Annotated in this window: 21 protein-coding genes and 1 tRNA gene; 10 read left to right on the top strand and 12 right to left on the bottom strand. The window is 67.5% G+C overall.

What is annotated here, in order from left to right:
* Positions 1–1,235: 1,235 nt before the first annotated feature.
* Positions 1,236–2,453 carry a glycerophosphodiester phosphodiesterase family protein gene (locus JM664_RS15020; protein WP_406675816.1) on the top strand — a complete coding sequence of 406 codons (1,218 nt, stop codon included), beginning with the start codon at positions 1,236–1,238 and terminating at the stop codon, positions 2,451–2,453.
* 175 nt (positions 2,454–2,628) lie between these two features.
* Positions 2,629–3,546 (top strand): 2-dehydro-3-deoxygalactonokinase, encoded by a 918-nt coding sequence (locus tag JM664_RS15025; RefSeq protein WP_227420753.1) that lies wholly within the window; start codon positions 2,629–2,631, stop codon positions 3,544–3,546.
* Between the two features lie 57 nt (positions 3,547–3,603).
* Here JM664_RS15025 and JM664_RS15030 read toward each other — a convergent pair whose 3' ends face one another.
* From JM664_RS15030 to JM664_RS15060, 7 genes are all read right to left on the bottom strand, one after another.
* Positions 3,604–5,175 (bottom strand): ribulokinase, encoded by a 1,572-nt coding sequence (locus tag JM664_RS15030; RefSeq protein WP_227420754.1) that lies wholly within the window; start codon positions 5,173–5,175, stop codon positions 3,604–3,606.
* Positions 5,172–5,873 (bottom strand): L-ribulose-5-phosphate 4-epimerase AraD, encoded by a 702-nt coding sequence (araD, locus tag JM664_RS15035; RefSeq protein WP_227420755.1) that lies wholly within the window; start codon positions 5,871–5,873, stop codon positions 5,172–5,174. The genes JM664_RS15030 and araD overlap by 4 nt, the downstream gene beginning before the upstream one ends.
* A 55-nt stretch (positions 5,874–5,928) precedes the next feature.
* The gene (locus JM664_RS15040) at positions 5,929–6,873 is read right to left on the bottom strand and encodes an ABC transporter substrate-binding protein (protein WP_227420756.1); all 945 of its coding nucleotides are present in this window, start codon (positions 6,871–6,873) and stop codon (positions 5,929–5,931) included.
* A gap of 32 nt (positions 6,874–6,905) precedes the next feature.
* Positions 6,906–7,892 (bottom strand): ABC transporter permease subunit, encoded by a 987-nt coding sequence (locus tag JM664_RS15045; RefSeq protein ID WP_227420757.1) that lies wholly within the window; start codon positions 7,890–7,892, stop codon positions 6,906–6,908.
* The gene (locus JM664_RS15050; protein WP_227420758.1) at positions 7,889–9,454 is read right to left on the bottom strand and encodes a sugar ABC transporter ATP-binding protein; all 1,566 of its coding nucleotides are present in this window, start codon (positions 9,452–9,454) and stop codon (positions 7,889–7,891) included. Before JM664_RS15050 ends, JM664_RS15045 begins: the two co-directional genes overlap by 4 nt.
* Entirely contained in the window at positions 9,451–10,233 is a 783-nt protein-coding gene (locus JM664_RS15055; protein ID WP_227420759.1) for a DeoR/GlpR family DNA-binding transcription regulator, read from the bottom strand. The genes JM664_RS15050 and JM664_RS15055 overlap by 4 nt, the downstream gene beginning before the upstream one ends.
* Positions 10,234–10,494: 261 nt before the next feature.
* Positions 10,495–10,568: transfer RNA gene (locus JM664_RS15060), tRNA-Cys, on the bottom strand.
* A gap of 198 nt (positions 10,569–10,766) precedes the next feature.
* On the opposite strand from JM664_RS15060, the gene JM664_RS15065 reads away from it, so the two are divergent.
* From JM664_RS15065 to JM664_RS15075, 3 genes are read left to right on the top strand one after another with little or no spacing between them, the layout of a single operon-like run.
* Positions 10,767–11,465 (top strand): phosphatidylserine decarboxylase, encoded by a 699-nt coding sequence (locus tag JM664_RS15065; RefSeq protein ID WP_227420760.1) that lies wholly within the window; start codon positions 10,767–10,769, stop codon positions 11,463–11,465.
* The gene (locus JM664_RS15070; RefSeq protein WP_227420761.1) at positions 11,465–12,229 is read left to right on the top strand and encodes a CDP-alcohol phosphatidyltransferase family protein; all 765 of its coding nucleotides are present in this window, start codon (positions 11,465–11,467) and stop codon (positions 12,227–12,229) included. Before JM664_RS15065 ends, JM664_RS15070 begins: the two co-directional genes overlap by 1 nt.
* The gene (locus JM664_RS15075) at positions 12,211–12,843 is read left to right on the top strand and encodes a class I SAM-dependent methyltransferase (protein WP_227420762.1); all 633 of its coding nucleotides are present in this window, start codon (positions 12,211–12,213) and stop codon (positions 12,841–12,843) included. Before JM664_RS15070 ends, JM664_RS15075 begins: the two co-directional genes overlap by 19 nt.
* On the opposite strand, the gene JM664_RS15080 is transcribed toward JM664_RS15075, so the two are convergent.
* Complete coding sequence (locus tag JM664_RS15080; protein ID WP_227420763.1) at positions 12,844–13,602, bottom strand: glycerophosphodiester phosphodiesterase family protein; 759 nt, start codon at positions 13,600–13,602, stop codon at positions 12,844–12,846.
* 168 nt (positions 13,603–13,770) lie between these two features.
* Between JM664_RS15080 and JM664_RS15085 the strand changes: the two genes are divergently transcribed.
* The 3 genes from JM664_RS15085 (at position 13,771) to JM664_RS15095 (ending at position 16,211) form a co-directional block, all read left to right on the top strand.
* Entirely contained in the window at positions 13,771–14,424 is a 654-nt protein-coding gene (locus tag JM664_RS15085) for a protein-L-isoaspartate O-methyltransferase family protein (protein ID WP_227420764.1), read from the top strand.
* A 26-nt stretch (positions 14,425–14,450) separates the two neighbouring features.
* Positions 14,451–15,818 (top strand): TolC family outer membrane protein, encoded by a 1,368-nt coding sequence (locus tag JM664_RS15090; protein WP_227420765.1) that lies wholly within the window; start codon positions 14,451–14,453, stop codon positions 15,816–15,818.
* Positions 15,819–15,899: 81 nt separating this feature from the next.
* The gene (locus tag JM664_RS15095; protein WP_227420766.1) at positions 15,900–16,211 is read left to right on the top strand and encodes a hypothetical protein; all 312 of its coding nucleotides are present in this window, start codon (positions 15,900–15,902) and stop codon (positions 16,209–16,211) included.
* 155 nt (positions 16,212–16,366) lie between these two features.
* On the opposite strand, the gene JM664_RS15100 is transcribed toward JM664_RS15095, so the two are convergent.
* Positions 16,367–16,693, bottom strand: coding sequence for a DUF6280 family protein (locus JM664_RS15100; protein ID WP_227420767.1), 327 nt, complete (start codon positions 16,691–16,693; stop codon positions 16,367–16,369).
* Between the two features lie 218 nt (positions 16,694–16,911).
* Here JM664_RS15100 and efp point away from each other — a divergent pair, with 218 nt between their 5' ends.
* Positions 16,912–17,475, top strand: coding sequence for an elongation factor P (gene efp / locus JM664_RS15105; RefSeq protein WP_227420768.1), 564 nt, complete (start codon positions 16,912–16,914; stop codon positions 17,473–17,475).
* A 3-nt stretch (positions 17,476–17,478) separates the two neighbouring features.
* Here the strand turns inward: efp and ygfZ are convergent, their stop codons facing one another.
* Positions 17,479–18,219 (bottom strand): CAF17-like 4Fe-4S cluster assembly/insertion protein YgfZ, encoded by a 741-nt coding sequence (gene ygfZ, locus JM664_RS15110; RefSeq protein WP_227420769.1) that lies wholly within the window; start codon positions 18,217–18,219, stop codon positions 17,479–17,481.
* Positions 18,216–19,982, bottom strand: coding sequence for an ABC transporter ATP-binding protein (locus JM664_RS15115; protein WP_227420770.1), 1,767 nt, complete (start codon positions 19,980–19,982; stop codon positions 18,216–18,218). The genes ygfZ and JM664_RS15115 overlap by 4 nt, the downstream gene beginning before the upstream one ends.
* A gap of 135 nt (positions 19,983–20,117) precedes the next feature.
* Between JM664_RS15115 and JM664_RS15120 the strand changes: the two genes are divergently transcribed.
* Positions 20,118–21,314: a pyridoxal-phosphate-dependent aminotransferase family protein gene (locus tag JM664_RS15120; protein WP_227420771.1), complete on the top strand. Its 1,197-nt coding sequence runs from the start codon at positions 20,118–20,120 to the stop codon at positions 21,312–21,314.
* Positions 21,315–21,388: 74 nt separating this feature from the next.
* On the opposite strand, the gene JM664_RS15125 is transcribed toward JM664_RS15120, so the two are convergent.
* Positions 21,389–21,577, bottom strand: coding sequence for a hypothetical protein (locus tag JM664_RS15125; protein ID WP_227420772.1), 189 nt, complete (start codon positions 21,575–21,577; stop codon positions 21,389–21,391).
* Between the last annotated feature and the right edge of the window lie 46 nt (positions 21,578–21,623).

Genomic DNA, 21,623 nt, shown 5'->3' on the forward strand with positions numbered 1-21,623 from the left:
CGGCGTCGAAATGGGCCTCGACCTCGCCGGCGTCCCACACAAGACAGGAGGCGCACGCGCCGCAATGGAATATCTTGCAAGCACTGCCGCAGGGCCAGATCGCCCTGCCACGTGATGTAGGGGCGCGGGCCGCGAGGGCTCCGCGTCGGTGGGCCAGGGCACTGATGCAGCTCTGCCCGTTATCCATGGTTGCCAGCCGATAGCCGCTACCACGGCGTGCATGGCCGCGTCACCCAGTCGATCGAGGCGGCTGTGCAGCGACGCGCTCCTCGCTCGCGGCGAGCCGGCCGGGATCACGACAGCCTCTCCCGAATTCGCCGCAGCGTGCCCGAAAGGATGCGCGAGCGGCAACAATCCTTGACCCTGATCTGGCTGCGCGACCGCAGGTAGTCGCGCACCGTCGTCGCCCGATCTCTCCCGCTCGACCTCCGTCAGCGCCCATGGATGGCTCTCGGCAGCGACGCCAACATCCCTCGACGTGGTGAGGGAAAATGCGTCGCCGAGCGACACACCGTTCGAACCCGGCGGCTCCCGGTCACTCGGTCGAGGAAGATCATCCTGGTGTCTCCATGCGGCGCACCTCGAGAACGCCGGGAAGTAGCCGCTCTTTCATGGCTTCGGGATGTGCAGGTCGACCGCCCCGGCTCGCATCTCCCGATCGCGGTAGCCGTTGCGCTCTTGCGCGGCCGGCGGGGCCCGCTGACCTGCTGCCGGTTTCGCGCAAACGAAGATCAGATCGTGACCATAAAACTTGGCACATCAGAGGATGGCCGCAGCGAAGGTTCAGCCGCGAGTTCGAGAGAGACAGGCGGTGAAACTGGTGACGGAGCATTGCACCGCGGGTGGCGCAACCGTCTTTCATCACGCGATCTTCACGAAGGGGGCCGATCGGCGTTAACACCTCTTCGCGTCACACCGGCATCTCGGGCGGGTCAACGCTCCGGCTCACAGGGGACGCCGCATTCGGCCATTGATCGAAGGACGTGTTTCGTCCGGCGCCGAGGCAGGACGACGGCGATCAGCCGTCCGCAGGACGCGCCGTTCGAATGTTCGCCCTTGTATGCTCCGCTCTGCCCTCGCGATTGCGCGTCGCATGGGAGCTTTTCGGGCAGGCACGGAAAGGCAGGTCGACGAGCGAACGCCGCCGTTGTCGCGCGGCGAGAGCTGTGCCAGCCTTCAGACGTTCGGCCTGTGCACCTTTGCCGCCGAAACGTTCAGACAGAGGGAGACTGTCCGTGAGATCGATCCTGTTGCTTACCGTCGCGCTCGCACCTGCCGCCGTTCTGGCGCAGGCGTCCGGCGGCGACGTACCGATCAACTATGGGGAAAGACCGTATTACCTGGTCTCGAAGATGGAGGATGGCCCGCTCAAGGAAGAGCTGATGGCCTGCATGGGACAGGAGCCGCAGCGTACCAAATTCTCAATCGGCCACCGCGGCGCGCCGCTGATGTTCCCGGAGCACACGGTCCAGTCGAACGTCGCCGCGGCCCGCCAAGGCGCCGGCATCCTGGAGTGCGACGTGACCTTCACGGCTGACCGGGAGCTCGTCTGCCGCCACGCGCAGAACGACCTGCACACCACGACGAACATCCTCGTCACCGACCTGGCCGAGAACTGCACGGCGGGCTTCACGCCGGCAGAGGGTGACGCTCCGGCCAGCGCCGAGTGCCGCGCGTCGGACATCACGCTCGCCGAGTTCCGCACGCTCCAGCCCAAGATGGACGCTGCCGCCTCCGACGCCACCACGGCGGAGGAATACCAGGGCGGCGTCGCGCCTTGGCGGACGACGCTCTATTCGGACGGAGCGGAGCTGATGACGCATGCGGAGTCCATCGAGCTCTTCGACAGCCTCGGCGCCGACTTCACGCCCGAACTGAAGTCCGCCTCGGTCGAGATGCCCTACGAGGGCTTCAGCCAGGAGGACTATGCCCAGAAGCTGGTTGACGAGTACAAGGCGGCGGGCATCGACCCGAGCCGGGTCTACCCGCAGTCCTTCAACTTCGACGACATTCTCTACTGGATCGAGAATGAGCCGGAGTTCGGCGCGCAGGCCGTCTATCTCATTGACGACAGCTCGATCGAAGGTCTCGACGGGATGGACCCCTCGACCTGGGGCTGGACGCCCTCGGAGCTCAAGGAGCAGGGCGTGAACTACGTCGCGCCGGCGATTCCGTTCCTGCTGACACTGAACGAAGCGGGCGAGATGATTCCCTCGGAACTCGCGAACCAGCTCGCCGAGGCCGACATCAACATCATCACCTGGACGCTCGAACGGTCCGGTCCGCTCGCGGGCGGTGGCGGCTGGTACTACCACACCGTCACGGACACGATCGACAACGACGCAGATTACCTGAACGTTCTCGACGTCCTGGCGCAGGACGTGGGCGTGGTCGGCGTCTTTTCGGACTGGCCGGCGACCGTCACCTATTACGCCAACTGCAAGGGCCTCTGAACCCAAGCGGCGGCGCCTCGGGATGCATGGTCGAGGGGCCGTCGATTCGTCGCGGGAGAGATGGCACTCCGGCGTGCTGTCGCAGCCCAGGAGTATTGCGGGTAGCTGCCGGCGGGAGCGCCGGCAGTCTGCATGTGGCACGTCGGCGGCGGCGTCGTGACGAGGGGATAGGCGGATGTATGGCGCCGAGATCGAATGGATCGCCGTCGACTGGGGCACGTCGAACCTGCGCGCTTGGATCATCGGAGCGGACGGCGCCGTGTTGCAACGGCTCACCAGCGACAAGGGCATGAGCCAGCTGCAGCGCAATGAGTTCGAGCCGACGCTGACGTCGCTCGTCCAACCCTTTATCAAAGGCGAGCGGCGCGTGCCGGTCATCGTCTGCGGCATGGCGGGCGCACGCCAGGGTTGGGTCGAGGCGCCCTATGAGACGGCGCCTTGTACGCCGCCGGGCATCGGGACAGCGCTTCCGCTTTCCATACGCAGCGCGCCACTCGAGGTGCGGATCCTGCCTGGCGTCAAGCAAGACTCACCGGCCGACGTGATGCGGGGCGAGGAGACGCAGATCGCGGGGATCCTCGCCGCCGATCCGCGCTTCGACGGCGTCATCTGCCTGCCCGGCACGCACACGAAGTGGGTGCAGATCAGCGCCGGCGAGATCGTGAGCTTTCGCACCTTCATGACCGGGGAGCTCTTCGCGCTCCTGTCCCGGCAGTCGGTGCTGCGGCACAGCGTCGGCGGTGATGGATGGGACGGCGATGCCTTCCTTGCCGCCGTCCGTGACGGCATGGCGCGGCCCCAGGCGCTCGCCTCGAGCCTCTTCGGACTGCGCGCCGAGTCGCTGATTTCGGACCTCGCACCCGACGCCGCGCGAGCGCGGCTCTCCGGCCTGCTGATCGGCGCCGAGTTGCAGGCCGCGCGCCCCTACTGGCTGGGGCAGGACGTCCGCCTGGTCGGCGCCGAGAGCCTCTGCCGCCAATACGCCGAGGCGCTCTCGGCAGAAGGTCTCAGCGTATCGGTTGCTGGGGCGGAGGACATGACGCTCGCCGGCCTTGCCGCCGCCCGCCGTGCGCTGGAGGAAATGCAGGCCTGAGCTCCGCCACTCGGCGCCAATGCGAACCGGCCCCGGTCGGCAACGGGATCGGGCAAGTCAGGCGGCCGACAGCCGGAACTGCCGCAGGCTAGAGAGCACGTCGCCGAGATCCACCTGCCTACCTTCGCCGAACCCGAAGTATAGATCGGAGAACAGGCGGTAGAGACGCTCGTACCTCTCGCGCGTCTCGCCGCGTGGGGTATAGGTCCGGGTCGGCGGCGCGAGTGCTTCCTGCGCCTCTTCCACGCTCGAGAAGCAGCCAGCCGCGACCGAGGCGAAGATGCATGCCCCCACACCAACGGGCGAGCGCTCGGGAACATGGACTTCCGTCCCCAGAACGTCGGCATAAATCTGGTTCAGCGCCTCGTTCTTCTGCGGTATGCCGCCGCCGTTCACGACCCGCCGCAGGTCCAGCCCGCCGGAGCCGAGGCGCTCGATGATCAGACGGATATGCATCGCCATGCCTTCGAACGCGGCGTGCATCTCGTCGGCGGCGGTATGGGCAAGGTCCCAACCGAGCGTCACGCCGCCGAGGTCCGGACGCACTAGGACGGTCCGGTCGCCGTTGTCCCATACGAGCCGCAGCAGACCCGTGGAGGCGGGGCCGCGACGCTCCAGCCCCGCCGACAAGGTGGCGACGTCGCTGCCGGCGCGGCGGGCGATCGCATCGAAGATGTCGCCCGTCGCCGACTGGCCCGCCTCGACCCCCATGTGCCCGGGCAGCGCGCTGCCGGGCACGGCGCCGCAGATACCTGGGACTGCGCCCATCGAGAGAGGCCCGAGGGCGATCATGCAGGTGGAGGTGCCGACGACGTTGACGACGTCTCCCGGCCCGCAGCCGCAGGCGACGGCGTCCCAGTGCGCATCGAAGGCACCGAAGGGGATGGGGATGCCGGGCCTGAGACCGAGACGAGCGGCCCATTGCGGCGTCAGATGCCCGGCAACCTTCGAGGAGATGCCGTAGCTCCCACCCAACCGGTCGTTGATGCCGTCCAGCAGCGGGTCGACACGCGACAGGAAGCCCTGGTCTGGCAGCCCGCCCCATGCCGCGCCCCACAGCCACTTGTGGCCGGCGGCGCAGACGGAGCGGGGCAGGTCGCGGACGGATGCGCCGGTCAGCGTGGCGACCAGCATGTCGCAATGTTCAAGCGCAGTGGCGACGCGATCCCTCTTGTCAGGGTTGTGGCGCAGGAAGTGCAGGAGCTTGGCGTAACCCCATTCGTGGCTGTAGACGCCGCCACACCATTTCAGCGCCTCGAGACCTTCCTCGCGGCCGCGGCGGGTGATCTCCGCGGCCTCCTCGTGTGCGCGGTGGTCGCACCACAGGTAGTAATCGTCCAGCGGCCGCAGATCCTCGTCCACCATGACGACGCTGGAGCCGGTGGTGTCGGCCGCGAGGGCGGCGATGTCGCGGCCGTCCACGCCGGCCTTTTCGGTCGCGGCCCGGATCGCGCTCGCAAGGGCGGCCATGTGGTCGTCGTGCGATTGCTGCGCGCGCAGCGGATCATGCTCCGAGCGCTTGAGCGGGTACTCGGCGACTGCGGTGCCGACCGCCTTGCCGGTCTCGGTCTCCATGATGGTGACGCGGACGCTGAGCGTCCCGAAATCTGCTCCGGCAACGAGAGTCATGTCAGCTCCGCCTGGCCGTAGGTGGCGTCCTTGCCATGCTTGCGCAGGAAGTGCCGGTCGAGGAGCGCCTGCGGAATCGGCGGCAGGTCCGGGCGGAGCTGCAGCGAGTACCAGGCCATCCTGGCGCACTCCTCCAGGATCAGCGCGTTCAACGCGGCGTCCTTGGGTGTTGCGCCCCAGACGAAGGGACCGTGACCGGCGACGAGCACAGCCGGGACCTCTAGCGGATCTCGCTCGCCGACAATCTCCACGATGGCCTCGCCGGTGGCGGCGACGTAGCGCTCGGCGATCTCGGTCTCGGTCAGGTGGCGCGTGACGGGGACCTCGCCGCGAAAGTAGTCGGCGTGGGTGGTGCCGAAGCAGGGGATCGGCGTCATCGCCTGGGCGAAGATCGTGGCATAGGTCGAGTGCGTGTGGATCACCCCGCCGATGCCCTCGAAGGCGCGGTAGAGCACGAGATGCGTGTCGAGATCCGAGGAGGGGCGCCAGCGGTTGTCGACGACGGTGCCGTCGAGGCGCACGCTGACCATGTCGCCGGCCGACATGGTCTCGTATGGCACGCCGCTGGGCTTGATCGCCACCACGCCCGCCTTGCGGTCGATACCGCTCGCGTTGCCGAACGTGGCCATGACCAGGCCGCTTCGCACGGTGGCGAGGTTCGCGTCCAGGACGGCCTGCTTGAGAGCGGAAAGCTGCATCAGATCTCTTCTTGGTGGCGGGTGCGCCCCCACCTGAGGCGCACCCTTCTCGTCATCAACGCGGGTCGGTCCAGCCGGTGTACTCTTCCACGTTCTCGGAGGTGATGAGCTCCGGGTCGATCAGGACAGTGGTCTCGTCCGGCGGCGTGCCCTGGAAGACCTGATAGGCCAGCTCCATCGACTGTGCGGCCATGGTGTAGGGGTCCTGGCTCGCAGACGCCTTGATGAGCGAGTTGCCAGACTCCAGCGCCTCCTCAATGTCGGGCGCCCCGTCGACGCCGGTGATGATGAACTCGTCACGCTGCAGCTGCCGCGCCGCGAGCTCGACGCCGAGCGCCGTGGGATCGTTGATCGCGAAGACACCGTCGATGCGGTCGAAGCGGGTCAGAAGCCCCTGCATGACATCGAGGCCGCCTTCGCGCGAGCCGCCGGCGTTCTGGTCGTCGGACAGGACGTTGATCCCCTCCGTTCCCTCGAACACCTCCTTGCAGCCTTCGACCCGGTCGAGGATCGAGGACGAGGCGGGGCCGTTGACGATTATGACGTCGCCCTCGCCGCCGATGTTGTCGACGATGTACTGGCAGGCCTTGCGCCCGGCAGCGACATTGTCGGTCATCACGGTCACCTGTGCTCCCGGCGCCGAGACGTCGAAGGCCGCGACGACGACGCCGGCGTTCTTGGCGCGGGTCACGGCCGGCTCGATTGCGCTCGCGTCGACCGCATTCAGCATGATGATGTCGGTGCCGGCGGCGATGAAGTTGTCGATCTGGCTGACCTGCTTGTTGAGGTCATAGTCTGCCGAGACCGCCGTCACCTCGACGTCCGGATTGATCTCCCTCGCGGCGTCGGTGATCCCCTCGATCGTCGCGACGAAGAAGGGGTTGCCGAGCAGCCCGACCGAGATCCCGACGCTCTCGAGCGTCTTGTCCTGCGCACTGGCCGGTGCGGCCATGCCAACGGCAATGGCTGTGCCGCACATGAGTGTCTTCATTGTACGCATCGTGTTCCTCCTGTTGAATGCGTGTTCTTGCGTCAGGTCCGGGCACCGCCCCGGAGCCGGTAGCGATCGAGTGCCACGGCCACGATGATGACGAGACCCTTGATGATGAACTGCCAGATGTCCGAGACGCCGGTCAGGATCAGGCCGTTCGACAGCACGGCGATGATGAGCGCCCCGATGAGGGTTCCCCAGATCGAGCCGACGCCGCCGACGAAGCTGGTCCCGCCCAGGATGACCGCCGCGATCGCGTCGAGTTCGTACGCCTGCCCGAGCTGCAGCCCGTTCGCCGCATAGAGCCGCGCCGCCGACATGACCCCTCCGAGGCCCGCCAGCAGGCCGGAGACGCCGTAGACGAAGAGGATCACGAGCGAGACCTTGATCCCGGTGAGCCGCGCGGCCTCCTGGTTGCCGCCGACCGCGTAGATCCAGGTGCCGAGCACGGTCGCACGCAACACGAACCACGAGATCAGGACGACGGCGATCGCGATAATCGCCAGCCAAGGGATGCCCAGGAACGTGCCGTTGCCGATGAAGGCGAAGGGCAGGTTCGAGTTGAAAACGGTAGTGTCGTCGCCCAGCAGGCGGGCCACCCCCCGGACGGCGGTAAGCGCGCCCAGCGTCACGATGAAGGGCGGCAATCGCAGCAAGGCGATCAGCGCTCCGTTGATCAGCCCGAAGGCGAGGCCGAGGCCCAGTCCTGCCGCAATGCCGAGATAGGCCAAGCCGCCCGGCCACAGTGACCCGATAACCGCCGCCATCGCCGATGCCGCGAGGATCGAACCGACGGAGAGGTCGATGCCGCCGGTCAGGATGACGAACGTCATGCCCGCAGCGAGCACGATGTTGATCGAGGCCTGCTGCATCACGATCGAGATGTTGTTGACCGACAGGAACTTGCCCGTCAGCAGCTCGAACCCCACCGCCAGCAGGATCAGCACGGGCAGCATGCCCAGCGCGGTGATCAGCGCCTTCGCGCGGCCGCGCTTTCGGCCGGCGTCCTCCATGGTCGCTTCGCTCATCGGCCCGTCTCCCCTCTGGCGGCCAAGGATGCTCCACCGCGCTCACCCGGAGCGCCGGTGGAGAACGCCATCACGGCTTCCTGTTCTATCGGCTTGTCCGGTCCCGCGGCGACCTCGCCCGCGATACGGCCCTCGCGCATGACGAGGCAGCGGTCGGCGACGCCGACGATCTCGGGCAGCTCGCTCGATACCATGACGATGGCAAGGCCCTGCTCCGCCAGCCCGTCGATCAGCCGGTATATCTCGGACTTTGCACCCACATCGACGCCGCGCGTAGGCTCGTCGAGCAAGAGCACCCGCGGATTGGTCTCGAGCAGGCGCGCCAGCAGGACCTTCTGCTGGTTGCCGCCCGAAAGCGCCCCGACCGTGAGTGAGGCCGAGGGCGCGCGGATCGACAGCGCCTCGATCGCACTGCGCGCCCGTTCCGCGGCGCGGGCAAAGTTGCGAACGCCGCCCGCCTTGGCGTCGCGATCGGCCACCGCCATGCTGACGTTGTCAGAAATGGACATGTCGAGAAACAGGCCAAGAGCCTTGCGGTCCTCGGTAAGGTAGACGATCCCGTGGTCGAGCGCCTCGCGCGGTGTCTTCGGCGTGACCTCCGCGCCGTCAAGCAGGACGCGCCCGGCGGTTGCGGGGTCGGCGCCGTAGATCAGCCGGAGCAGTTCCGTGCGACCCGACCCCACGAGACCGGCGATGCCGAGCACCTCGCCCTTGTGCACCTTGAAGGAGCAGTCGAACACTTCGACACCGTCGCTAAGTCCCTCGACCGCCAGCACCACGTCGCGCTCGGCCTCGGTCGGCTTGTGGTCCTTCTTGTAGAAGGTCGAGAGGTCGCGCCCCACCATCATCGAGACGAGCCGCGACGCGTCGAGCTCGTCGCGCGACAGCGTCCCCACGTAGGCCCCGTCGCGCAGCACCGAACAGCGATCGGCGAGCTGGTAGATCTCGTCCATGCGGTGGCTGATGTAGACGATAGCGATGCCCTGCTCCTTGAGGCCTGCGATCACAGCAAAGAGTTTCTCCGTCTCGCGGCTCGACAGGGACGTGGTTGGTTCGTCCATCACGATGATCCGGGCGTTGGTGGACATCGCCCGCGCGATCTCGACCAGCTGCCGCTCGCCCAGCGACAGGCGCGCCACCTTGGTGTCGGGCCTGAAGGAGACGCCCAGCCGATCGAGGATCGGCCGGGTCGCGGCCGCCATTCCCCGCCGGTTGACGATCCCGCGCGAGGACTTCTCGTTGCCGAGAAAGACGTTTTGCGCGACGCTCAGGTTCGGCGCCAGCGTGAGCTCCTGATAGATGACCGCGACGCCGTGTGCCTTGGCGAGCTTGGGGTTGCCGAGCGGCATCCGCTCACCCCCGACGAGTACCTCGCCGCCGGGGTCCGGGGCGTGCGCGCCCGAGAGGATCTTCATCAGCGTCGACTTGCCCGCGCCGTTCTCGCCCATCAGCGCATGGACCTCGCCCGCATGCGCGGTGAGCGATACGTCCCTGAGCGCCTGCACGGGTCCGAAGGACTTCGAGATGCCGCGCATCTCCAGCACGGGTGCGGTCGTGGTCATGCGACCCCCTTCGACGCTTCGGCGATCGTGAACTTGACGCCGTTGTCCTCGAGCATGCGGGCGTGGCTGTCCTTGAGCCCGTCATCCGTCACCACATGCGACAGGCGGGACAACGGCAGCGCGACGAGAGGGGGCCGCTCCTCGAACTTCCGGCTGTCGGCCAGGAGGACGATTTCGTTGGTCCGGTCGGCGAATTCCTTGACGAACCGGACCAGGAGGGGGTGCGACTCGAGGATTCCTCCGGGTCCGACGCCGAGCGCGCCCACGAAAAACTGCGAGGCGTAGACGTCCGGATCGAAGCCCGATGGGTCGTAGAGCAGTCCCGGTTCCCGATGAAGATCGCCGCCGCTGACCGTGACGTGGCAGGTTCCGAACTCCGCCAGATATCCCGCCAGCGGCATCGAGTGGGTCACCACGCGCACGCTTCGGCTGGCGATCTCGACCCCGAAGTGAAAGCAGGTCGAGCCGGCATGGACGATGATGATGCTGCCATCGCGGACCAGCTGCGACGCGGCCCGCGCGATGGCGCGCTTGGCGGCGACGGCGATGTCGCGGTTGTCGCTGAAGGGCAGGGCGATCGCCCGACGCCGATGCTCGGCCTGGATTGCGGCGATGCCGCCATAGACCTTCTGTGCCGAGCCGGCCTCGGACAACTTGTCGATGTCGCGCCGGATGGTCGCGGGGGACACGCCGAAATACGAGGTGAGCTCGTTCACAGACACGAAAGGCCGGTCGCGCAGCAGCGCAAGAACCGCATCATGCCGTGAGACATCGCTCACTCTACCCTCCATGCGAGCGATCTGCTTCGCTTCTGTGGAAGAGTGTCATCATCCGATGCTTGATGTCAATCATCCACGGATGAGTTGCGCGAACAGGTCGAGCCGCAAGATTCGCCGAGTACAGCCTGTGCCGCCAAGAGCGCGATGTGGGTGCCAGGTACCTGGTGCGAAGGATGAGCGGGAAGAGCGACTGCTCTCGATTTCCGCATGAGCGGAGCCGGGGCGGCTGCGGACCTGCCTCTTCGCATTCTGCTGCGAAGGTGGAGGCGAGTACCGGAATCGAACCGGTGTACACGGATTTGCAATCCGCTGCGTAACCACTCCGCCAACTCGCCAGAGCGTTCGCTGCATAGTGGCCCGCAGGCGCCTCTGCAAGCGGTTATGACGCGTGGCGGCGTGTCCGGTCGCCGCGCCGGGCGGACCTCGAAGCTCCGCTGGTCAGGCGAAGTGGCGGGTCGGCACGGCGGAGCCGAGTTGCATGTCGGCGCGGATTCGGCAAGGAACGGTCGGGCAGGACCGACCGCAGGTGCCCCATGTCCGTGAACCTTGCCTCGACCGTCATCAAGCCGCTGCACCGCGAGGGGCCGAAGTTCATCGCGATCTTTGCCATCGTCACCATTGCGCTCTTCTTCGTCAGCGAGGTGCTCGGCTGGATCGGCGTGGGGCTGACCGTCTGGTGCTACTACTTCTTCCGCGACCCCGCCCGAGTGACGCCCGCGCGCGAGGGGCTGATGGTGAGCCCGGCTGACGGAATCGTTTCGCAGGTCGCGCCGGCGCAGGCGCCGCCCGAGCTGGAGCTGGGGGACGCGCCGCTGATGCGCGTCAGCGTCTTCATGAGCGTGTTCGACTGCCACGTGAATCGCGCGGCGGTCGGCGGGACGGTGGTGCGGGCGGTGTACCGACCCGGGCGCTTCTTCAACGCGGCGCTCGACAAGGCCAGCGACGACAACGAGCGCAACGGCATCGTGGTGCACCTCGAGGACGGACGCAGGGTCGGCATCGTCCAGATCGCCGGACTGGTGGCGCGGCGCATCCTCTGCGACGTGCGCGAGGGGCAGCGGCTGGCGACGGGCGAGCGCTTCGGCATGATCCGCTTCGGATCGCGGCTCGACGTCTACCTGCCGGACGGCGTCTCGCCGCTCGTCTGCGAGGGGCAGAAAATGGTGGCGGGCGAGACCGTCATCGCCGACCTGCTGGCCTCGGAGCCGCCGCGCGCCGGCGAGATCCGCTGATGCCGCGCGCGGATGGTGAGCGCGACACGCTGCCGTTCCTGCAGCTTCTGCCCAGCATCGTCACGCTTGTCGGCCTCTGCGCCAGCCTTACCGCAATCCGCTTCGTGTTTGCCGAGCGTTTCGAGCTGGCGGCGTTGCTCATCATTTTCGCGGCGCTCATCGACGGGGTGGACGGACTCCTCGCGCGGCGGCTGGACGCCACGAGCTCGTTCGGAGCGGAGCTCGACAGCCTGTCGGACTTCGTCAACTTCGGCGTCGCCCCAGGGTTGCTGGTCTATCAGTTCGCGTTGACGGACACTCGCGGCTTCGGCTGGGCCTTCGTCCTGATCTACGTCATCTGCTGTTGCCTGCGGCTCGCGCGGTTCAACGTCAACCGCGATGTGCCGCCGGCAGATGGCCGGGCGCACTTCACCGGCGTTCCGGCGCCCGCGGGTGCGATGCTGGGACTCCTGCCAGTGTTCCTGTCACTGGCCGAGGTCGTCGAGATGCGCGACCTGCCAGCGCTCGTCGCGGCGTGGGTGGGCCTGGTCGGCATCCTGATGATCAGCCGGCTCAGGACGTTCTCGCCCAAGTCGCTTCGCATCCCGCGCGACAAGGCGATCTGGGTCCTGATCGGCGCCGTCGCAATCATCGGGCTGATGTTCACGCGCTTCTGGCTGCTTATGGCCGTGGCCGACGCGATCTACGCCGCTATTCTTGCCGCATCGGTCGCGCGTCTGCGGCGGCGCAGGACAAAGGACAAGGAATGGACCTCCCCGCAATAAGCTCGGCCTACAAGCGCTGGGCGCCGATCTACGACGAGACGTTCGGTCTCATCACCCGCCGTGGCCGCGCGCGGGCCGTGCGATACATCAACGGCCGGCGGGGCCGGGTGCTGGAGGTCGGCGTCGGGACCGGCCTCTCGCTGCCGGACTACGGGCGGCACCTCGAGGTGACCGGCATCGACTTTTCGCACGAGATGCTGGCCGGTGCGCGAAAGAAGGTCGAGGCGGAGAAGCTCGACCATGTCGCGGAGCTTCGCCAGATGGACGCGCGTAGGCTCGATTTCCCCGACGACCACTTCGACACGGTCGTCGCCATGTATCTCGTATCGGTCGTGCCCGAACCCGAGCGCGTGGTGCGCGAGATGGCCCGCGTCTGCAGGCCGGGCGGCGAGGTGGTTATCGTCAACCACTTCGCGCGAGACGAGGGGGTTCTCGCCAAGCTCGAACGCATGATCGCGCCGCTGGCCGACCATCTGGGCTGGCACCCCGACTTCGAGCTGGACCGGGTGCTCAGTGCCGAGACGCTGCGGCTCGAGCATCGCCACGCCTTGCCGCCCTTCGGTCTCTTCACCTTCCTGCGCCTGCGCAAGGAGGGGGCGCCGGTCCCCGCCTGATCAGCCCGCTGTCCACTCGCCGCGGCGCCGCAGCACGTCTCGAAGCAGGCGCGGCCGGTCTGTCATCAGGCCGTCGATGCCCATGTCGAGCAGGCGCTCCATCTCGGCCGGCTCGTCGATCGTCCAGACATGGACTTGGATGCCGCGCCCGTGGGCGGCCTCGACGAAGCGCGGCGTGACGATCGGAATGCGGTGGAAGTGCGTCGGGACCTGCACGACCGGAAATGAGGGGATCCGGACCGGCAGCCATCTTGCCAGCCAGAGCCGCGCGACACCGCGATGGCTGGGTGACCAGCAGAGCTTCTCGCCCAGAAGGCGTCGCAGTCGCAGCGTGCGGTGCACGTCGAACGAGGCGACGCAGATCCGCTCTACGGCGCCCGCCCGCTGAACCGCCTCGGCGATCGGCGTGACCGAGGCGTCAGACTTCGCGTCGATGTTGAAGCGGATCTCGGGCAGGGCATCAAGCGCCTCGTCGAGCCTTAGCAGAGGCTCGCCCGCGCGCGTGCGCAGGCGCGAGAGGATCCGCCACGGCAGGTCGCCGATGCGCCCCCGCTCGCCCGTCATGCGCTCGAGCGCATCGTCATGGAAGATCACCGGTACGCCGTCGAGGCTCGCCTGCACGTCGGTCTCGATATAGCGGAAGCCAAGGTGCGCCGCCTCGCGGAAGGCTGCGAGCGTATTCTCTTCGCTCTCTTCCGACGCGCCGCGATGCGCGAAGGCGAGGGGTCGGGCGTGGTCGAGGAAAGCGTAATGCGCCATCCCGGGCAAGTTGGGTTGACCCTGCGTCCTGTCGAGGCCGCGAGCGATGCGCCTCGGCGACAGTGCACGAGCGTGGCGCCACGGCCCCGGGCGGCGCGGTTGCCGCCTCTCGGCAAACGTGCCACATCTCGTGATGACGAGCGGAACCTCGCAGTGCGAGAGGGCGAGATGACGGACTTCACGCTTCTCAGGAAGATGATGGTGGACACGCAGGTCCGCCCGTCGGACGTGACCAAGTTCCCGATCATCGAGGCGATGCTGAGCGTCCCGCGAGAGGATTTCGTACCCGCCAGCCGCCGCGCCACGGCCTATGTCGGGGAGAACATCGACCTTGGAGGCGGGCGGGTGGTGCTGGAGCCGCGGACCTTCGCCAAAATGCTCGACGCGCTTTCGATCGACCTTGACCATCTTGTGCTCGATCTGGGGTGCAACTTCGGCTACTCCGCTGCGGTGCTGTCGCGGCTGGCCGAGGCCGTGGTCGCTGTTGAGCCCGACCACGCGATGGCGAGGGAGGCCGAACAGGCCCTGGCGCAAGTCGGCGCCGACAATGTGGCGGTGATCGAAGGGCCTCTGGCCGAGGGCGCGCCAAAGCACGGTCCTTATGATGCGGTCGTCGTCCAGGGGGCCGTCGAGCATCTGCCAGACACGATAACGAACCAGATCAAGGAGGGCGGGCGGGTTGCCTGCCTCTTTCAGGAGCGGACGCTCGGCGTGGTGCGGATCGGCTGGAAGGTCGACGGCCACATGAACTGGCGCTACGCGTTCAACGCGGGCGCGCCGGTCCTGCAGGGCTTCGAGAGGCGACAGGCTTTCGCGCTCTGACGGGCGCGACGAGGGAGAAGGTTGGGATGCGGGTCAAGAGAGTGGGGCGGACCGTCATGGCCGCGGCGATCGCCTGGACGCTGGCCGGTCAGGCGCAGGCGCAGTCGCTGACTGACGCGTTCATCTCCGCCTACCGGGAGAGCGGGCTTCTGGAGCAGAATCGGGCGCTGGTTCGCGCCGCGGACGAGGACGTGGCGCAGGCGGTCGCGGCACTTCGGCCGGTCCTGAACTATCTCGCCAGCACCACCTACACCTCGCCCGTTGGTCTCGGTCAGGACAACCTCAGCTTCGGGCTCGGGCTTTCGGCGGACCTGCTGATCTACGACAACGGTGCCACCGACTACGCCGTCTCCGCCGCGAAGGAGGCCGTGCTCGCGGCGCGCGAGGCTCTGCGCGGGGTCGAGCAGGACGTCCTGCTCCGGGCGGCACGGGCCTACTTCAACGTGCGACGTTCGGCGGAGTTCGTGGACCTCGCCGAGGGCAGTGTTCGGGTCATCACGCAGGAGTTGCGTGCTGCCCGCGATCGTTTCGAGGTGGGTGAAGTCACCCGCACCGATGTCGCAATCGCGGAGGCGCGGCTGGCGGCGTCGCGTTCGACCCTCGCGGCGGCCGTGGGCGACCTTGCCCAGGCGCGCGAGGAGTACCGCGCCGTCGTCGGCGACTACCCCGGCCAGCTCGCAAGCCCGCCGGCGACGCCGTCGATCCCGGACACGCTGGACGCCGCCATCGCGATCGCGCGCGATCGTCATCCGGCGATCAAGGAGGCCCAGCGCGAGACGCAGGTGGCGGAGCTGAACGTGCTCCGAGCCGAGGCGTCGCTCGGGCCGACGCTCAGCGCCAACGCCGACCTCAACTTCGACGAGGATTGGGACAACCGCCGCTCCGTCGGTCTCACCTTCAGCGGGCCGATCTATCAGGGCGGCCGCCTGACCTCGCTCGTGCGGCAGGCCCGCGCGCGCCGGGATGCGTCGCGCGCCGCGCTCTACAGCGTCGTCCGTCAGGTCGAGCAGGCGGTTGGCAACGCGTGGGCCGTGCTGAACGTCACCGGGGCCAGCATTCAGGCGGGCCAGCAGCAGTCCCAAGCCGCTGACGTCGCGCTGCAGGGCGTGCAGGAGGAGCTACGCCTCGGCGCACGCACCACGCTTGACGTGCTGAACGCGGAGCAGGAGCTGCTGGACGCGCGCGCCAATCTCGTCTCGGCGCAGATCGACCAGCAGATCGCCGTCTATGCCCTGTGGCAGGCGATGGGAATGCTGACGGTGGACGGTCTGAACCTCGGCATCGCCACCTACGATCCGGCAGCCTACTACAAGGCCGTAGAGAGTGCGCCGGTCCGCAATGTCAGCCCGCGGGGCGAGAAGCTGGACCACGTACTGAAGAGCCTGCTGCGCTAGATCCTGCACAGGTTGTTGTCGTGAGACCGTGTTGCGCGTAGCATCCGAGGCAACGACAACAAAATGTGGTGAGGCAGGATCATGAGCGACGCAGCCATCGATACGGGTGTGCCCGCGCCAGAAGGTGTGATGCCGGGGCAGGGCGATGTCCTCCTGTTGCGGGAGGAGTGGCGCACGGAGCCGGAGCGGCCGAGATCGGTGCCTTTGCGCTTGGTGGCAGGTTCGGGCCAGCGGCGGCCACAGGCGGCTGCGTTCGACGAGGATGCGCTCCGGCGAATGGTGGCCGAGATCGTGCGTGAGGAGCTGCGTGGCAGCCTCGGCTCGCGCCTCACGGGCGCGGTCCGCAAACTCGTTCGGTCAGAGATGGCGCGGCTGGCGACCCTTACGCGCTGAAGCGCCTGGCCTTGCGCCGCGCAGGACCAGCGTGCCGGGCATGTCGGCGGTGCGGTCGGCCAGCATTCTGCTGCACCCGATCCGAAAAAGGACAGGCGGTCGCCAATTCCGCGACCGCCTCATGTCCCTAACAGTAGAAGTCGTGGCGGGGCAGATCAGGCCGCTTCGGCCTCTGCCGCCGCCTGAACCGCGCGACGCTCGCTCTCCTCGCGGCTCAATGCCACCGAGGTTCGCACCCCGCGCGAGACGAACTCCATCAGACCCGCCACCACCCGCTCGTTCGGGTCGATGCCGGCACACGACAGCACCTCGCGGCCGTCCCGGGAGCGGGCCCAGCGCGCGATCTGCTCCGGGCCGTTGCCGTACTTCTTGTCATCCGCGATCGCGTCGTCGAGGGCAGCCAGTACGACGGCCGCAAAAAGCTTGCGCGCGCGATTGCCCTGCTCGTGGTTGAAGGCGGTGCCGTCCACGAATTCTGACATACAGGTTGGTCCTTTTCTTATTGTCTTCCCGAAGGGCGATAGCGCACCCTTATGGACGCTTGGCCCGGAATCTCGCATTCCGCCCGGTCATAGCTGCCATGCTTGCGTTGCATGGCTTCAGGTGGCGGCGAACCGCTGTCTCGTCGCCTTGCCAGCCGGATGTCGCCCGGATATAGCTCCCAGCGACTTTCCATCAAGCTCTGCTGGTGCACCGACACATGCCTAAGATCAACGGTAACGAGATCCGTCCGGGGAACGTACTCGAACACAACGGCGGTCTTTGGGCTGCGGTAAAGGTCGATCATGTCAAGCCGGGCAAGGGAGGAGCATTCGCTCAGGTCGAATTGCGCAACCTCCGGAACGGTTCCAAGCTGAACGAGCGCTTCCGCTCGGCCGACAAGGTCGAGCGCGTCCGGCTCGAGCAGAAGGACCAGCAATTCCTCTACGAAAGCGACGGGATGCTTGTCTTCATGGACAGCGAGAGCTTCGAGCAGGTAGAGCTGCCGGCCGAGATCCTGGGAGAGCGGCGCCCCTTCCTGCAGGACGGCATGACGGTCCACATCGAGTACTACGAAGCCGAGGCGCTAAACGCGACGCTGCCGCAGAAGGTCACCTGCAAGGTCGTCGAGACCGAGCCGGTGGTGAAGGGGCAGACGGCCGCCAACAGCTTCAAGCCGGCCATCCTCGACAACGGCGTCAAGGTGATGGTGCCGCCGTTCGTAGGCCAGGACGAGGACATCATCGTCAATACCGAAACGATGGAGTACGCCGAGCGCGCCTGACGCTCAGCCGTTCCGGAACAACCGCGCGTCGCCCGCCTGCATCTCGCCCGCCGCGCGGTCGAAGCGCAGGTGGGCGATGCCCGACCCGCCAGACTGGCTGTAGAGCGTGCCGACGCCGCGGCCATCGGCAGTGACGGCGGTGCCGACCGGCGCCTCGCCCTCAACCCGGACCGACGTCAGGCCCTTGCGCAATTCGGTCTTGTGCTTCATCCGCGCCGTTACCTCCTGACCGACATAGCATCCCTTGCGAAAGTCGACGCCGTTCAGCCGCTCAAAACCGGCCTCGAGGATGTAGGTCTCTTCCGGCACCAGTTCGACGCCGGACAGCGGTATGACGTGGCGGACACGAACGTCCGTCGGGTCGTCAGCCTCGCCGTCGCTGCCGTAAAGTCGCCAGGGCAGGTCGGGGTGCCGCGGGTCGGCGAGAGCGCCGTCCGGTGCCTGACCGCGGCCCCGCCTCACTCCGAGTTCGGTCGGCTCGATCGTCACCTTCGCGCGCAGCTTGTACATTGCAAGCCGTCGCGCCAGCGCCTCTGCGAGCGGCGTCGCGACGTCGAGCAGGATCGTGTCGTCGCGCTCGAGCAGCATGAAGTCCGCCAGATACTTGCCCTGCGGGCTGAGCAGCGCCGCGTAGACCAGCCTGTCCTTCGCGCGGCCGACGTCGTTGGTGACGAGGTCCTGCAGGAAGTGCTTCCGGTCGTCGCCACCGATGGCGAGCACCGTCCTGGGGTCGGTCAGCATCATGTCGTGGTCTCCGAGAACTGGAGTTCGTAGAGCCGGGCGTAAAGCCCGCCGCGAGTGATGAGGTCCTCGTGGCGGCCCTCCTCGACCACATGACCCCCCTGCATCACGACGATCTTGTCGGCGTCGCGTACGGTCGCCAGCCGGTGCGCGATCACCAGCGTCGTGCGCCCCTCGCTCAGTCGCTCCAGGGCGGCCTGAACCACCGCCTCGCTCGCCGCGTCGAGTGCCGAAGTGGCCTCGTCGAGCAGCAGGATCGGTGTGTCGCGCAGGAGCGCCCGGGCGATCGCAACTCGCTGCCGCTGTCCTCCGGACAGGCTCGATCCGCGCGGTCCGACTGGCGTCGCGAGGCCCTGCGGCAGCTGGTCCAGGAAGTCCGCCACATGCGCCGCCTCGACCACCTCGCGCAGCCGCGCTTCGTCGACGTCGGTGCGGCCTAGCAGGATGTTCTCGCGGATCGTCTCGTCAAAGAGCAGCGCGTCCTGAGTCACTACCGAGACAAGCCCGCGCACGTCCTCAAGCGACAGCTCGCGCGTGTCGACGCCGCCGATGGTGACGTTGCCGAACTGCGGGTCGGCGAGCCGCGTCAGCACGTTGAAGACGGTGCTCTTGCCCGCGCCCGACGGCCCGACGAGGGCGGTTGTCTTGCCGGCTTCGGCCACGAAGCTCGCGCCGTGCAGCACCGGCAGGTCTCCGTAGGCAAAATGCACGCCGCCGAGTTCGATCTCCGTCTGCCCGACCGGCACCTTCGCGGGCGAGGGCGGCGAGACGATCGTGGGCTTCTCGTCGAAGAGCTCGTAGAGCCGCTCCAGATTCGCGGCAGCCACCTGGAAGACGCCCGCCGTGGTGCCGAGGCGGCGCAGCGGCTGGAACGCCAGCGCCATGGCGGTGAAGAACGACATGAAGTCGCCCACCGTCTTTTCGCCCGCGATGATGTCGCGCCCGCCGACGATGAGGACGAAGAAGAATCCGACGCCGGTCACCAGGTCGATCAGGCCCGGCAGCAGTCCCTTCATGCCCGCCATCTTGATCTGGTTGCGCACGAGGTTCTGGACGATCGCCTCGAATTGGCCTAGCTGGTAGCCCTCCATCAGGTTCAGCTTGACCGGGTTGATGCCCTGGAAGATCTCGCTCAGCCGGATCATCCGGCGCCCGGACTGCAGGCGCATCTGTCGCGACTTGCGGCGGATGTAGCGCTGGAGGGCCAGCGTCGGCAAGATCAGCGCAGGTGCGGCAACCAGCGCGAGCAGCGTCCAGACAGGATCGATCGCCACCGCGACGACGAAGAGCGAGACAAGGGCGATCATGTCACGGCCCACGCCGCCGACGATCGTGCGCCATAGGCCCTGCACGCCGCCGGTGTCACCGACCACCCGCTCCATCAGCGAGCCCGGCGGGTTCTTCTGAAAGAACTGGGTGTCGAGCGCCATCAGGTGGCGCAGCAAGTCGATCTGCATCTCGGTCGCCGATGTCTGCGAGATGCGGGTCGTTATCATCCGGCTGGCGATGCCGGTCACGGCGCGGATCACGAAGAGCATCAGGATGCCGGTGCCGACGATCCACATCATGTCGGTCTCGCCGCCGACGAAGACCCTGTCGAACATCGGCTTCAGCGCGTAGCTCAGGAGGCCCAGCGTCGACCCCTCGATCACCATCAGCCCGAAGGCCAGCGCGATCCAAGCCGAATGCGCCCTCAGGTAGTCCCGCCACAGCCGGCGCACCAGCGCGAACGTCGTTTCCTGCTGCCTGCGCCGTCTTGGGGCCATCGCGATGCCACCTCCCCCGGGGCGGAGGCGATCTATCCCGCGCACCCTCGGGAGACAAGGGGAGGCGGGTGCGATTGACCGGCTCGCGGGGCCGGCCTACGACGCTCCGGTCGCCAGTTCCCGCCCGAGGACATCATGAGTCTCGCCCACGGCCGTCCCTACCTCGCCATTCCAGGTCCTTCGGTCGTCCCCGACCGCGTTTTGCGCGAGATGCACCGCCCGTCGCCCAATATCTACGCGGGCGAGCTCATCGACATGATGCCCGGCATCGTGCGCGATCTGAAGGCGGTGGCGCGGACGGCGCACGACGTCGCGGTCTACATCGGCAACGGTCACGCGGCGTGGGAGGCGGCGCTTGCCAACGCGGTTGCGCCGGGCGATCGGGTGCTGCTGCTCGCGACCGGGCGCTTCGCGACGTCATGGGGCCTGCTGGCCAAGCGGATGGGCATCGACGTGGAGACCATCGACTTCGGCCTCAGGTCCCCGATCGATCCCGCCCGCGTGAGCGAGGTGCTCGAGGCGGATCGGGAGCATCGGATCAAGGCCGTGCTCGCCGTGCAGTCCGATACGGCAACCAGCATCCTCAGCGACATCGCCGCCGTTCGGTCCGCCATGGATGCGGCCGCACACCCGGCGCTCCTCATGGTCGACTGCATCGCCTGTCTCGCCTGTGACCGGATGGAGATGGACGCCTGGGGCGTCGACCTCATCGTCGCCGCCAGCCAGAAGGGCCTGATGACGCCGCCGGGCCTGGGCTTCGTCTACTTTAACGAACGTGCGCGGCAGGTGCAGGCGTCATTGGAGCGCGTGAGCCCCTACTGGGACTGGCGTCCCCGCACGCGCCCCGAAGGATTCTACGAGTACTTCTCCGGCACCGCGCCGACGCACCACCTCTACGGCCTGCGCGCATCGCTCGACATGCTTCTGGACGAGGGGATCGAGGCGGTCTGGACGCGGCACGACCGGCTTGCCCGCGCCGTCTGGGCCGCCTTTGAGGCGTGGAGCGCGCGGGGGAGCATCGAGCTCAACGTCGCCGACGAGCGCTGCCGCAGCCGCGCCGTGACCAGCATCCGCATCGCGCCCCCGTACGGCACGCGCCTGCGCGAGTGGCTTGAGACCCGCGCCGGCGTCACGCTCGGCATCGGCCTCGGCATGGCCGAGCCGACGGACCTCGCCTGGCATGGCTTCTTTCGCGTGGCGCACATGGGGCACGTCAACGCGCACATGGTGATGGGCGTTCTGGGGACAATCCAGGCGGGCCTCGATGCGCTGGGAGTGGAGCGCGGCGACGGAGGCCTGGACGCCGCTGCGGCCGTCATTTCGGAGGCATGAGCCGCACGGGATCCGGCGCAGTTGAAAGCAGATCCGGCGCCGGAAAGGCGCTGGATCGTCGATAGCAGGCGCGCCTACTGGTCCGACACCTTGGTCTGGCTCTGCGCCAGCTTGTGGCGATGCTCGACCACGGAAAGGCCGAGGTCCGAGGCGGCGGCCAGCACCACCACGGCCAGAAGGCCGGCCCACAACCAGACGAATAGCAGTCCGCTGAAGGTGACGACGAAGAGCGCGAACCAGATTGTTTGGGACTGAGCAGACATGGCGGGATCCCCGAACTAACGGACCGAAAACGCCGCAGCAGCGTCT

Origin of the sequence: Roseitranquillus sediminis (assembly GCF_016918935.1) — a bacterium.
GTDB classification, from domain to species: domain Bacteria; phylum Pseudomonadota; class Alphaproteobacteria; order Rhodobacterales; family Rhodobacteraceae; genus Roseitranquillus; species Roseitranquillus sediminis.

Excerpts from the sequence above, each read along its gene's own strand:
- JM664_RS15090 (WP_227420765.1), top strand. The coding sequence starts at position 14,451 with ATGCGGGTCAAGAGAGTGGGGCGGACCGTCATGGCCGCGGCGATCGCC.
- JM664_RS15080 (WP_227420763.1), bottom strand. The coding sequence starts at position 13,602 with ATGGCGCATTACGCTTTCCTCGACCACGCCCGACCCCTCGCCTTCGCG.
- efp (WP_227420768.1), top strand. The coding sequence starts at position 16,912 with ATGCCTAAGATCAACGGTAACGAGATCCGTCCGGGGAACGTACTCGAA.
- araD (WP_227420755.1), bottom strand. The coding sequence starts at position 5,873 with ATGCAGCTTTCCGCTCTCAAGCAGGCCGTCCTGGACGCGAACCTCGCC.
- JM664_RS15125 (WP_227420772.1), bottom strand. The coding sequence starts at position 21,577 with ATGTCTGCTCAGTCCCAAACAATCTGGTTCGCGCTCTTCGTCGTCACC.
- JM664_RS15095 (WP_227420766.1), top strand. The coding sequence starts at position 15,900 with ATGAGCGACGCAGCCATCGATACGGGTGTGCCCGCGCCAGAAGGTGTG.
- JM664_RS15115 (WP_227420770.1), bottom strand. The coding sequence starts at position 19,982 with ATGGCCCCAAGACGGCGCAGGCAGCAGGAAACGACGTTCGCGCTGGTG.
- JM664_RS15065 (WP_227420760.1), top strand. The coding sequence starts at position 10,767 with ATGTCCGTGAACCTTGCCTCGACCGTCATCAAGCCGCTGCACCGCGAG.
- JM664_RS15070 (WP_227420761.1), top strand. The coding sequence starts at position 11,465 with ATGCCGCGCGCGGATGGTGAGCGCGACACGCTGCCGTTCCTGCAGCTT.
- JM664_RS15085 (WP_227420764.1), top strand. The coding sequence starts at position 13,771 with ATGACGGACTTCACGCTTCTCAGGAAGATGATGGTGGACACGCAGGTC.
- JM664_RS15045 (WP_227420757.1), bottom strand. The coding sequence starts at position 7,892 with ATGAGCGAAGCGACCATGGAGGACGCCGGCCGAAAGCGCGGCCGCGCG.
- ygfZ (WP_227420769.1), bottom strand. The coding sequence starts at position 18,219 with ATGATGCTGACCGACCCCAGGACGGTGCTCGCCATCGGTGGCGACGAC.
- JM664_RS15100 (WP_227420767.1), bottom strand. The coding sequence starts at position 16,693 with ATGTCAGAATTCGTGGACGGCACCGCCTTCAACCACGAGCAGGGCAAT.
- JM664_RS15025 (WP_227420753.1), top strand. The coding sequence starts at position 2,629 with ATGTATGGCGCCGAGATCGAATGGATCGCCGTCGACTGGGGCACGTCG.
- JM664_RS15040 (WP_227420756.1), bottom strand. The coding sequence starts at position 6,873 with ATGCGTACAATGAAGACACTCATGTGCGGCACAGCCATTGCCGTTGGC.
- JM664_RS15030 (WP_227420754.1), bottom strand. The coding sequence starts at position 5,175 with ATGACTCTCGTTGCCGGAGCAGATTTCGGGACGCTCAGCGTCCGCGTC.
- JM664_RS15075 (WP_227420762.1), top strand. The coding sequence starts at position 12,211 with ATGGACCTCCCCGCAATAAGCTCGGCCTACAAGCGCTGGGCGCCGATC.
- JM664_RS15120 (WP_227420771.1), top strand. The coding sequence starts at position 20,118 with ATGAGTCTCGCCCACGGCCGTCCCTACCTCGCCATTCCAGGTCCTTCG.
- JM664_RS15050 (WP_227420758.1), bottom strand. The coding sequence starts at position 9,454 with ATGACCACGACCGCACCCGTGCTGGAGATGCGCGGCATCTCGAAGTCC.